Origin of the sequence: Streptomyces sp. B15 (genome assembly GCF_018070605.1) — a bacterium.
GTDB classification, from domain to species: Bacteria; Actinomycetota; Actinomycetes; order Streptomycetales; family Streptomycetaceae; genus Streptomyces; species Streptomyces smyrnaeus.
Window position 1 is genome coordinate 124,508 of record NZ_JAGPXJ010000007.1, and the last position, 10,423, is coordinate 134,930.

Annotated in this window: 12 protein-coding genes; 5 read left to right on the forward strand and 7 right to left on the reverse strand. The window is 71.5% G+C overall.

The annotated features are described in order from the left end of the window. Position 1 precedes the first annotated feature (1 nt). Complete coding sequence (locus KBY19_RS05850; RefSeq protein ID WP_099884278.1) at positions 2–688, reverse strand: response regulator transcription factor; 687 nt, start codon at positions 686–688, stop codon at positions 2–4. Further along, positions 685–1,992 carry a sensor histidine kinase gene (locus KBY19_RS05855; protein ID WP_210965297.1) on the reverse strand — a complete coding sequence of 436 codons (1,308 nt, stop codon included), beginning with the start codon at positions 1,990–1,992 and terminating at the stop codon, positions 685–687. The genes KBY19_RS05850 and KBY19_RS05855 overlap by 4 nt, the downstream gene beginning before the upstream one ends. A gap of 252 nt (positions 1,993–2,244) precedes the next feature. On the opposite strand from KBY19_RS05855, the gene KBY19_RS05860 reads away from it, so the two are divergent. Beyond that, positions 2,245–2,925: a hypothetical protein gene (locus KBY19_RS05860; RefSeq protein WP_307843444.1), complete on the forward strand. Its 681-nt coding sequence runs from the start codon at positions 2,245–2,247 to the stop codon at positions 2,923–2,925. 40 nt (positions 2,926–2,965) lie between these two features. Further along, positions 2,966–3,817 (forward strand): aminoglycoside 3-N-acetyltransferase, encoded by an 852-nt coding sequence (aac(3), locus tag KBY19_RS05865; protein WP_210965298.1) that lies wholly within the window; start codon positions 2,966–2,968, stop codon positions 3,815–3,817. Between the two features lie 63 nt (positions 3,818–3,880). On the opposite strand, the gene KBY19_RS05870 is transcribed toward aac(3), so the two are convergent. The 5 genes from KBY19_RS05870 to KBY19_RS05890 form a co-directional block, all read right to left on the reverse strand. Then, positions 3,881–4,732 (reverse strand): hypothetical protein, encoded by an 852-nt coding sequence (locus tag KBY19_RS05870; protein ID WP_247690635.1) that lies wholly within the window; start codon positions 4,730–4,732, stop codon positions 3,881–3,883. A gap of 28 nt (positions 4,733–4,760) precedes the next feature. After that, on the reverse strand, positions 4,761–5,390 hold the full coding sequence (locus tag KBY19_RS05875; RefSeq protein ID WP_247690636.1) for an HAD family phosphatase: 630 nt from the start codon (positions 5,388–5,390) through the stop codon (positions 4,761–4,763). Then, positions 5,387–5,959 carry a cob(I)yrinic acid a,c-diamide adenosyltransferase gene (locus KBY19_RS05880; protein ID WP_210965300.1) on the reverse strand — a complete coding sequence of 191 codons (573 nt, stop codon included), beginning with the start codon at positions 5,957–5,959 and terminating at the stop codon, positions 5,387–5,389. The genes KBY19_RS05875 and KBY19_RS05880 overlap by 4 nt, the downstream gene beginning before the upstream one ends. A 97-nt stretch (positions 5,960–6,056) precedes the next feature. Then, positions 6,057–6,812, reverse strand: coding sequence for an ABC transporter permease (locus tag KBY19_RS05885; RefSeq protein ID WP_099884285.1), 756 nt, complete (start codon positions 6,810–6,812; stop codon positions 6,057–6,059). A 129-nt stretch (positions 6,813–6,941) separates the two neighbouring features. Beyond that, positions 6,942–7,730 (reverse strand): ABC transporter ATP-binding protein, encoded by a 789-nt coding sequence (locus KBY19_RS05890; RefSeq protein ID WP_099884287.1) that lies wholly within the window; start codon positions 7,728–7,730, stop codon positions 6,942–6,944. 80 nt (positions 7,731–7,810) lie between these two features. Here KBY19_RS05890 and KBY19_RS05895 point away from each other — a divergent pair, with 80 nt between their 5' ends. The 3 genes from KBY19_RS05895 (at position 7,811) to KBY19_RS05905 (ending at position 10,179) form a co-directional block, all read left to right on the forward strand. Next, the gene (locus KBY19_RS05895; RefSeq protein ID WP_099884288.1) at positions 7,811–8,464 is read left to right on the forward strand and encodes a TetR/AcrR family transcriptional regulator; all 654 of its coding nucleotides are present in this window, start codon (positions 7,811–7,813) and stop codon (positions 8,462–8,464) included. Positions 8,465–8,652: 188 nt separating this feature from the next. Continuing rightward, positions 8,653–9,501, forward strand: coding sequence for a 3-hydroxyacyl-CoA dehydrogenase family protein (locus KBY19_RS05900; protein WP_210965301.1), 849 nt, complete (start codon positions 8,653–8,655; stop codon positions 9,499–9,501). Positions 9,502–9,819: 318 nt separating this feature from the next. After that, the gene (locus tag KBY19_RS05905; RefSeq protein ID WP_099884289.1) at positions 9,820–10,179 is read left to right on the forward strand and encodes an STAS domain-containing protein; all 360 of its coding nucleotides are present in this window, start codon (positions 9,820–9,822) and stop codon (positions 10,177–10,179) included. Positions 10,180–10,423: the final 244 nt, after the last annotated feature.

The following is a 10,423-nucleotide window of genomic DNA, read 5'->3' on the forward strand; positions in this document are numbered from 1 at the left end:
GCTACCCGGGCCCGATGCCCCACTCCTGGGCCAGTACGGCGGCCTGGGTGCGGCTGCGCAGCTCCAGCTTGGCGAGCAGCCTGCTGACGTGGGATTTGACGGTGGCCTCCGCCATGGTGAGGCGGGTGGCGATCTCGGAGTTCGACAGCCCCTCGCCCAGACAGCCGAGGACCTGCCGCTCGCGGCGGGTGAGTTCGGCCAGTCCGGCCGGCGGCTCCGTGGCCCAACGGGAGGCCTGCGGACCGCCCGGCGCCGACGCCCCCGCGAACTCGGCGATCAGGCGGCGGGTCACGGCAGGCGCGATCATGCCTTCGCCGCGCGCGACCGTACGGACCGCCTCCACCACCGCCGCCGCCTCGCTGTCCTTGAGCAGAAAGCCGGCCGCGCCCGCGCGCAGTGCGCCGAAGACGTACTCGTCGAGGTCGAACGTGGTGAGCACCAGGACGTCGGCGAGGCCGTCAGCGGTGATGTGCCGGGTGGCCGTCACCCCGTCCAGACGGGGCATCTGAATGTCCATGAGCACCACGTCAGGAGCCAGCTCGCGGGTAAGCCGCACCGCCTCTTCCCCGTCACCTGCCTCACCGACCACCTCGATACCGGGCGCGTTGCGCAGGATGAGCACGATTCCCGCGCGCACGGCCTGCTGATCCTCGGCGACCAGCACCCGGATGGCTCGGTCAGCTGTCACTGGTTCGTCTCCCTGTGTTCGGGCCGGCGTGCTGCGCCGGACTCGTCGGTGACCGTGTCCGTCTCGTGCGGTGCGGGCAGCACCGCGTGCACCTGCCAGACCCGCACGCCGTCGGCGCCGGTCGCAGGCCCTGCCGTCAGTCGGCCCTCCAGCAGCTCCACCCGCTCGCGCATCCCGACCAGCCCCGCGCCGGCTCCGGGCGCGCGGGGCGAGCCGTCGTCCACCGGATCGTCGTCCAGCGGACTGGTGACCCGGATACCGAGGTGGTCGGGGCGGGCATTCCGGTCGAGTTCCACGGTGACGTTGCCCGGGGCCGCGTGCTTGAGCGCGTTGGTGACCGCTTCCTGGACCACGCGGTAGGCGGCCAGCTCCACCGGTGCGGGCAGCCGCTCACCCTTGGCGCGGCGGTCCGCCAGTGTGAACGTACGGCCGTCTCCCGCCATGGCCCCGGCGCGGGCCAGGAGGGCGTCCAGCCCGTCGAGCGAGGGAGCGGCCGCCGGTTCCTCGGAGCCGCTCGCGTTGCGCAGCAGGCCGATGAGGCGGCGCATCTCGGCCAGCCCCTGCACACTGTTCTCGCGGATGACGCCCAGGGCTTCGCGGGTGGCGCCCGCGCTGTCGCCGGACTCCGGGAAGGAGAGGGCGGCCGAGGAGTGGATGGCGATGGCCGAGAGATGGTTGGCGACCACGTCGTGCAGCTCGCGCGCCATCCGGGCGCGTTCGCCGTTGACCGCCTGCTTGCGGTCCAGCTCCGCGAGGAGGGCCGTCTGCTCGGCCCGCTGGCGTTCGGCGGACGCCTTCTCCCGGTGGCTGCGGATGGCCTCCCCGGTGCTGGTGGGCACCACCAGCACACCGGCGCAGGCAGCCCCGACCAGCAGCAGTTCGGCCTTCTGGAAAGCGATCAGCAGTCCCGCCGTGACCAGGACGGTCACCACCACCGAACCCCGGATCACCCCGCGGGAGAGGCGGGGCGATCCGTACAGCACGGCGGCGTAGAGCACATCGGTGAACAGGATCAGCGTCGCCAGCAACGAGCCCACCAGCAGATCGGCCACCTGCGCCGCGATGCCGACGTACAGCACATACGGCTGTCCCGTACGGCGCAGCAGTGAGGCCAGACACAGCACGGCGAGCGGCAGCAGCACCAGCCAGCGCGGGCCGCGTTCCCACAGTGGGGCGCTGGTGAGACCGAACGCCCACAGCAGCAGACCGCCTGCGGCCCCGGACACCGCGACCAGCACATCGTCCTGATTAGGGCGCAGGCCACGGAGCGTGCGGATCCACGGTGCGGCGGCTGCGGTGGTCATGGCTCCATTCTCCCGAGTCCCCGCGGCGCGGGTGTCCCTCGCCCGGTCGAGCGCCGGCGCCCTGCGACTGCATCTTTCGATGCAGCCGGCAGCGCGGTAAATCGTCTCGGACGACGACGCCCCGGGCGGTCCCGCGGCGAGAGGGTGGGGATACGCGTCCGGTCGTCGCGTCCGGCACCGGAGAGGGGGCGACGACCGGCGGCGATTCCGCCACCACTCCCGCCATGGGATACGCCAGGAGGGCGTTCAATCGTGATCGTGACGTTGATCATCGCCTGCGAGGTCGGCTTCTGGGTGCTGCTCGCGGTGGGCCTCGCGCTGCGCTACCTCGCACGGATGCCGCGTACGAGCGCGGCGGTGCTGCTGTGCGAGCCGCTGCTGGAGGTCGTGCTGCTGATCGTCACCGCGATCGATCTGCGCAACGGCGCGGAGCCCGATTTCAAGCACGGACTCGCCGCCGTCTACATCGGTTTCACCGCCACGCACGGGCACTACATGATCAAGTGGGCGGACGGCCATGCCGCGCATCTGCTGGGCAGGGGACCGCGCCCGGCCAAACCGCCCCGCTACGGCACGGCGCGAGCCGTGCACGAGTGGAAGATGGGGGCGCGTGCCATCGGCGCCGCCGTCATCGCGGCCGGACTGCTGCAAGCCGCGATCTGGTACGTGGGGGACGCCTCCCAGGCCGAACCGCTGCGCCAGTGGCAGACCCGGATGGGTTTCGTGATCGGGATCAGTCTGATCATCGCGCTCAGCTACACGGTGTGGCCCAAGCAGCCGAAGCAGGGCGAGCAGCAGAAACAGCGCGAGGTCGAGTGGGCCGAGCGGGGCGAGCAGGGCGGGCGGGGTGAGCAGGGCGAAGCCGCGGACCGGCCGGAGGCGGAGCGGTCGTCCCCGCAGCGCGTGGCGCTCGACCCGGATGTCCGGAAATAATCGTGAGCCCGGCCCCGGCTGCTCCTTCTACGCTCGCCGGATGGACGAACGCGCACTGATGGCCCGCTCCGGCGGACCGGTCAACCGCAGCAGGCTGGTCCGGGAACTGTCCGGACTGGGCCTGCGGCCCGGTGACACCCTGATGTTCCACACCGCGCTCTCGGCGCTCGGCTATGTGCCCGGCGGCCCGCTGACTGTCATCGCCGCGCTGCGGGAGGTGCTGGGGGAGAAGGGCACGTTGCTCGTCTACAGCGGCTGGAACGACGCGCCTCCGCACGACTTCACCGACTGGCCCGCACCGTGGCGGGAGGCCGTACGGGCCGAACACCCCGCCTACGACCCCGAGCTGAGCGAGGGGACGCACGACAACGGACGCCTGCCCGAGGCGCTGCGCCGTATGCCGGGCGCACTGCGCACCCGGCATCCCGACAGCTTCGTGGCGCTCGGGGCCCGGGCCGAGGCGCTGGTCTCCCACCTGCCCTGGGACGATCCGTACGGCGCCCAGGGGCCGCTCGGCAGGCTCGTCGCCACCGGTGGCCGGGTCCTGCTGCTGGGCGCCCCTCTCGACACGCTCACGGTCCTGCACCACGCCGAGGCGCTGGCCCAGGCGCCGGGCAAGCGCCGCCTCACCTACGAGGTACCGGTCCTGGACGCCGACGGCACCCGGGTCTGGCAGCGCTACCAGGACATCGACACCGAGGACGAGGCGTTCGACTACGGGCAGGTGGTGCCCGAGGGCGTCTGGCCGTTCACCGTCATCGCCCAGGAAGCGCTCGCGGCGGGCATCGGCGTGCGCGGCCGGGTCGGCGCCGCCGACAGCCATCTGTTCGAGGCGGCGGAGCTGGTGCGCTTCGGGGTGGAGTGGATCGAGCGGAACATCACCACGGCGTGAGGGCCGCCGGCCGGAGGGCCGCCGCCCGCTCGACCGAGGGGCGGCCCCGCCGGGGAAGGCAGGCTAGGCGCCCGGGTCGCGGCCGGGGGCCTTCTTGGAGTCGGGCTTCTTGAGCGCCGCCAGCGTGGCGCGGGTGTCCTTCTTCATCCAGCCGGTCACGGTCTTCTCGGACGGTGGCTCGAAGTCCTCGTCGATGCCGCCGCCGAACCAGCTCCAGCTCATCTCGTACGTCATCCACCCGGCACGCACCTCCAGCATGAGCCGGCCCAGGCTGTCGCCGCGCTCCTCCTTGATCAGGTACGCCTCGTCACCGAAGCCGTCGACGGGGGAGACCTCGTACTGGTACGTGCCGGTCTTCTGGTCCTCCCACGTCCGCTGCTCGGAGGCGAACTCGGGCGCGGGGTCGCTCTTCTTGTGCCACGTCACCGTGGTCGAGACATAGGTGGTCGGGGGAGTCTTCGAGGTCTCGCCGTGCTCGATCAGCGTGCGGCTGCACCGGCTGACGTCGAGGCCCTTCTGCCGCGAGGAGTAGCCGTCCGGATCGTCCGAGGAGGACTCCTGGATCCGGTACTCCTGCTGGAAGGACTTGAGCTTCGCCGTCTCGCACATGTCGTGGTGGAAGCGGTAGCCCTTGAAGTCGGCCGCGGCCGAGTCGGAGGTGCCCTTGTCCAGCGCGCCGGTGGCCATCAGCGTCGCGGCCCAGGTGACCGAGGCAACCACCACGCCGCCCAGCGCCCACAGCCAGCGTGGACCGCCGCCGCGCACCGGCCCGCCCGGCGGCTGTCCGGGAGGCCCGGGCGGACCGGGGGGCGGAGTCTGCGGCTGTGCGTACGGGTTGAACTGGTACGCGGGCGTCGCGGTCGATGTGGGTTGCTGTGAGTACGGCTGCTGCGGCTGGGCCCCCGGTATTGCCATGCGGGGCACAGTACCCGCTGACTTCCGGTCAGGGTTCGTCGGGCCGGGGCAGCCGGGCGGCGAACCTGTCGAGGACGGCGCGGGTCCGGGCGGAGTCCGTGTGGAGATGCCCCGCCATGCCCAGGGCACGGGCGGCCTCGACGTTCTCCGGGACATCGTCGACGAACAGCGCGTCCTGCGCGGCGACCCCCAGCAGATGGAGCGTGTGGGTGTAGATGCGCGGATCCGGCTTGGCGAAGCCCACCTCGCAGGAGAGCACCACCTCGTCGACGACGGACAGGTTCGCGGCCAGGTTGGGGCGGGCGTCCGGCCAGGCGTTGCTGACGAACGCGGTACGGGCCCGGCCCCGCAGCGCGGCCACCGCGTCGAGCAGCTCCCGGTCCCACACGGGGGTGGCCGCCAGATCGCGGCGCAGCTCGTCGAGGCCGGCCGCATCCAGCGCGAGCCGTTCGCGCACGACGGACCACCAGGCGGTGCCGCTCATCCGCCCCACGAGCACCTCCGTGTCGTTGCCCGCGTAGACGGCCGTGACGAAGTCCCGCTCGGCGATGCCCAGTCGGGCCGACCACTTGGCGGCGGCGGCCGGCAGCTTGTCCTCCACCAGGACGCCGCCCAGGTCCATCAGCAGGGCGGGCAGTCCCCGCTCGGGTGGGCTCATCGCTCTCCGCCAGGCACCCACAGCACGTCACCGACCGCCTTGTTGGCCGCCCGGGCGAGGATGAACAGCAGGTCGGAGAGGCGGTTGAGGTAGGTCGCGGTCAGCGGGTTCATCGTCTCGCCGTGCTCTTCCAGCGCCGCCCAGGTGGAGCGCTCCGCGCGGCGGACGACGGTGCACGCCTGGTGCAGCAGCGCCGCGCCCGGCGTACCGCCCGGAAGGATGAAGGAGCGCAGCTTCTCCAGCCCTTCGAGGAAGTGGTCGCAGTCGGCCTCCAGCTTGTCGATGTAGGCCTGCTCGACGCGCAGCGGCGGGAACTCGGGGTTGTCCACCACCGGTGTGGACAGATCGGCGCCCACGTCGAACAGGTCGTTCTGCACCCGCAGCAGGACGGTACGGATCTCCTCGTCCAGCTCGCCCATGGCCAGCGCGACCCCGATCGCGGCGTTCGCCTCGTTGACGTCGGCGTACGCCGCGATACGGGAGTCGGTCTTGGCGGTGCGGCTCATGTCGCCGAGCGCTGTGGTGCCCTTGTCGCCGGTTCGGGTGTAGATCCGCGTGAGGTTAACCATGCTGCGAGCGTAATGGGGACCTCGCACGCGGGGGCCGAGGCTGCCCCCGTCCCTCCGCCGGCCCGACGGCCTCGACCCCTGCGTTCGGGGTTGCCCCCTATGCGGAGACCCGGCGGAAGACCCGGGTGCCCAGCCCCAGTGAGACGAGGGCCAGCGCGGCGGCGACGGCCGCGCCGAGGGCCAGCGAGCCGTCCGTGTAGTGCCCGGTGAAGGCGTCGCGTACCGCGTCGACGACGTACCGGAACGGTACGAAGCGCGAGAGCGTGTCCAGCCAGCCCGGCGCCAGCGCCATCGGCAGCAGGATTCCGGACAGCAGCATCGCCGGCATGTTGAGGGAGTTGATGACGGGCGCGAACTCCTGTGGCGAGCCGACCCGCATCGCCAGCGCGTACGACAGCGAGGCGAGCGAAGCGGCGAGCAGGCCCACCAGGAGGAAGCCCAGCAGCACCCCGGCCACCGGTGCGCGCAGCCCCAGTGCGACGCCGACCAGGACGAGCAGCAAGGACTGCACGAACAGCTGGAGGACGTCGCGGATCAGACGCCCCAGCAGCAGGGCCAGCCTGCTGACGGGCGTCACCCGCATCCTCTCCACCACGCCGTGCTGTTTCTCGATGAGGATGTTGAACCCGGCGAAGGCGGAGGAGAACAGGCCGAGCTGGACGAGGAGGCCGGGCACCAGCAGCTGCCAGGAGTCGCCGTCCCCGCCGAGGTGGAGGCCCTCCAGCAGCGGGCCGAAGAAGACGAGGAAGAGCAGCGGCTGGAGCAGCCCGAAGACCAGCCCGAGTTTGGATGCTGCCGTCTGCCGGATGTAGCGCCCGGCGATGATGCCGGTGTCTGTCAGCAGGTGGGACACAGGAGGGTTGTCCGTTCTCTAGGGAGACCGTGGGGAGCGCACGGGCGCACGGGCGCGCAGCGCGCCCGGAACGCGCTGAGCGCGCGGCTGCGGAGCTCTGTGGAGGCGGTGGGAGCGGTGGTGTTCGGGTCAGACGGCGATGGGCGTCTGTTCCGCCTCTCGTTCGGTCCTGCGCCCGGTCAGGGCGATGAAGGCGTCCTGCAGGCCGGCGTCGGCCGAGCCGGCGTGGCGCTGCTTGAGCTCGGTCGGGGTGCCCTGCGCGACGACGCGGCCGTCGTCCACGATCACCAGCCGGTCGGCGAGCGCGTCGGCCTCGTCCAGGTAGTGCGTGGTCAGGAAGACGGTCATGCCGCGCTCGTCGCGCAGCCGCCCGACCAGCTGCCACAGGTCGGCGCGGCTGCCGGGGTCGAGTCCGGTCGTCGGCTCGTCGAGGAAGAGCAGCACGGGTTCGTGGGTGAGGGCCATGGCGATGTCCAGTCGGCGCCGCTGGCCGCCGGACAGGGCGCCGCAGGGGCGGTCGAGCAGGGCGGCCAGATCGAGTTCTTCCGCCAGCTCGGCGGTGCGGCGGGCGGCTTCGGACCTGCCGAGCCGGTAGAGCCTGCCCTGGGTGGTCAGCTCCTCGCGGACGCTGACGGTGGGGTCGACCCCGCCGGACTGTGCGACGTAGCCGATGCGCCTCCGTACGCCGGTGGGGTCCGCGATCAGGTCGTGGCCCGCGACCGTCGCGGTGCCCGAGGTGGGCGGCAGCAGCGTGGTGAGCATGCGGAGCGTGGTGGTCTTGCCCGCTCCGTTGGGGCCGAGGAAGCCGAGGATCTCGCCCTGCTCGACGGTCAGGTCGATGCCGCGTACGGCCTCGACGGTGCGCGATGTGGTGTGGAAGGCCCGGGTCAGCCCGGCGGTGTGGATGGCTGCTGGCATGGCTCCAGAAAAACAGAGTCACTGAAAACTTGCAACCTCCCCAAAATTTGAGAGACCCCACCCTGACCTACGATGGGGCCATGGCCACCACCGCCCCAGAGGGCCGAAGAGAACGGAAGAAGCGCGAGACCCGTCAGCGGATCTCCGACATCGCCACCGGGCTGTTCCTGGCGCGCGGTTTCGACGCGGTCACCATCGCCGAGATCGCCGAGGCGGCCGACGTCTCGGTCAACACGGTCTACAACTACTTCCCGGCCAAGGAGGACCTCTTCTTCGACCGCGAGGAGGAGATGGTCGACCGCGCCGCCGCCCTGGTGCGCGACCGCGAGCCGGGCCGGTCCGCCGCCACCGCCGTACTGGGCAGGCTGCGCCAGGACATCGCCGAGCAGAACCTGTACGCGGGTATCCGGGAGGGCTTCGGCGACTTCATGCGCGTCGTGCGTGAGTCCCCCGCGCTGGTGGCCCGGCTGATGGTGCTGCACCACCGCACCGCCGACCGGCTGCGGGAGACCCTGGCCGCCGAGACCGACGCGGCCCCCGGCGATCCGATGCCCGAGCTCGTCGCCTACGAACTGGTGAACCTGGTCAACCTCGTGACCCGGGGCGCCACGCTGAGCATCGCCGATGGAACCTCACCCGAACAGGCCGCCCGCGACGCGCTCGCCAAACTGGAGGCCTTCGAGTCGTTCGTCACCGACGAGTTCCTCAACTACGCGACGAAGCCCGGCCGGTGAGCCGTCCCGAGCCCGCGTCGCCCCACCGTGTGACGTCCGCCATGTGAGACGTGATACGTGTCTCTTCGTCCCCCACGCTCCGGCGTAAGGCGCTAATGTCCGCCCAACGGACGGTCATTCACAAGGCACGGGGCGCTACCCCCGAGGGCGGGAGCGCGGCCCGGCGCGACGAAGTGAGGGTGAAGAACGTGGCGAAGAAGCTCGCCGTCATCGGAGCCGGACTCATGGGCTCCGGAATCGCACAGGTCTCCGCTCAGGCGGGCTGGGACGTGACGCTCCGCGATGTGACGGACGAGGCGCTCGCCCGTGGTACCGACGGGATCAAGGCGTCGTACGAGAAGTTCGTCGCCAAGGGGAAGCTCGCCGCCGCCGACGCGGAGGCGGCCCTGGCCCGTATCACCACCACAACGGACCTGGACGCGGCGGCCGAGGCGGATGTCGTCGTCGAGGCCGTCTTCGAGAAGATCGAGGTCAAGCGGGAGATCTTCGCCGCCCTCGACAAACTGGTCGATGACCGGACCGTACTCGCCTCCAACACCTCCGCCATCCCCATCACCAAGATCGCGGCGGCCACCAGCCGGCCGGAGCGGGTCGTCGGCACGCACTTCTTCTCGCCGGTGCCCATGATGGCCCTGTGCGAGCTGGTGCGCGGCCTGAAGACCAGCGACGAAACCCTCGCCACCGCCCGGGAGTTCGCCGAGTCCGTCGGCAAGACCTGCGTCGTCGTCAACCGGGACGTCGCGGGCTTCGTCACCACCCGCCTCATCTCCGCGCTCGTGGTGGAGGCCGCCAAGCTCTACGAGTCCGGCGTCGCCTCGGCGGAGGACATCGACACCGCCTGCCGGCTCGGCTTCGGCCACGCCATGGGTCCGCTGGCCACCGCCGACCTGACCGGTGTCGACATCCTGCTGCACGCCACCGAGAACATCCACACCGAGTCCCAGAACGCCAAGTTCGCCCCGCCGGAGCTGATGCGCCGCATGGTCGACGCCGGCGACCTGGGCCGCAAGAGCGGGCAGGGCTTCTACCCGCACTGAGCCGCCGCACGGGGCGCCCGGACACGGTGGTCGTACCCCACGCCCTGCCGTCGGCCTGGTTGCCGGTGGTTGCTCCTCTCCTCGGCGCGTGCCTGGCGGAACCGACGGTCCGCGCCACCGGCACATCCGGTGACCGGGCCGCTGCCGGCGCCCACTCACCTGAGTGAAATCCGGTATCGGTCAGGACACGGACGGCAACTCCACCGCTGCGGCACCAGTCATCTGTGGTGAAGGGGGCCGCACCCCGTGCAGGTCCCCGCGGCGGGTTGCAACACGCGCAAAGCGCCAACAAACGACGGAACCACTCCGGGAGCGCATATGCACATCAGGGGCGACCACGCCGAGCTGGTCGTCGGAGGTCGTCTTGACGTCCGCAGCGCGGCGGACGCCCGTACGGTTCTGCACGCGGCTGTCGACTCGGGCGACGGCGACCTCGTGCTGGATCTCGCCGAGCTCGACTCGTGGGACGCCACGGGCCTCGGTGTCATCATGGGCGCCCACCGCCGCGCGGGACGGTGCGGCCGCAGACTCGTCCTGCGTGAGGTGCCCCCGCAGATGCAGCGCCTGCTGGTGGCCACTCGGCTGCACCGGATCCTCGCCATCGAGACCCCCGCGCCGGGCGGCTCCCGGGCGGCCGGGTCCCGGTCCGGACAGTCCGGCATTCTGGCGAAGCCATGACAACCAGGCCGGTGCCGTCCCCGCGTCCCGCCGCTTCCTGGACAATGGAGGCCGCGCACCGGACCGGCCCCTCTCGACCGGCCGGCCGCGCCACCAGCTCTGGGGAGACATGACGATGGAACGGCACGGCAGCGAGCGTTACGCACACGGGGACGAGCACCCGTCCACCGGAGCCACGACCAGCGGCACGACCAGCGGCGAACCGGCCGGTGGCGAACCGGCCGACGGCCGACCGGGCAGCGGG

What these genes read in the sequence shown, in the direction of transcription:
- KBY19_RS05855 (WP_210965297.1), bottom strand. Translation starts at nt 1,992, where the DNA reads ATGACCACCGCAGCCGCCGCACCGTGGATCCGCACGCTCCGTGGCCTG.
- KBY19_RS05870 (WP_247690635.1), bottom strand. Translation starts at nt 4,732, where the DNA reads ATGGCAATACCGGGGGCCCAGCCGCAGCAGCCGTACTCACAGCAACCC.
- KBY19_RS05875 (WP_247690636.1), bottom strand. Translation starts at nt 5,390, where the DNA reads ATGAGCCCACCCGAGCGGGGACTGCCCGCCCTGCTGATGGACCTGGGC.
- KBY19_RS05880 (WP_210965300.1), bottom strand. Translation starts at nt 5,959, where the DNA reads ATGGTTAACCTCACGCGGATCTACACCCGAACCGGCGACAAGGGCACC.
- KBY19_RS05890 (WP_099884287.1), bottom strand. Translation starts at nt 7,730, where the DNA reads ATGCCAGCAGCCATCCACACCGCCGGGCTGACCCGGGCCTTCCACACC.
- KBY19_RS05895 (WP_099884288.1), top strand. Translation starts at nt 7,811, where the DNA reads ATGGCCACCACCGCCCCAGAGGGCCGAAGAGAACGGAAGAAGCGCGAG.
- KBY19_RS05905 (WP_099884289.1), top strand. Translation starts at nt 9,820, where the DNA reads ATGCACATCAGGGGCGACCACGCCGAGCTGGTCGTCGGAGGTCGTCTT.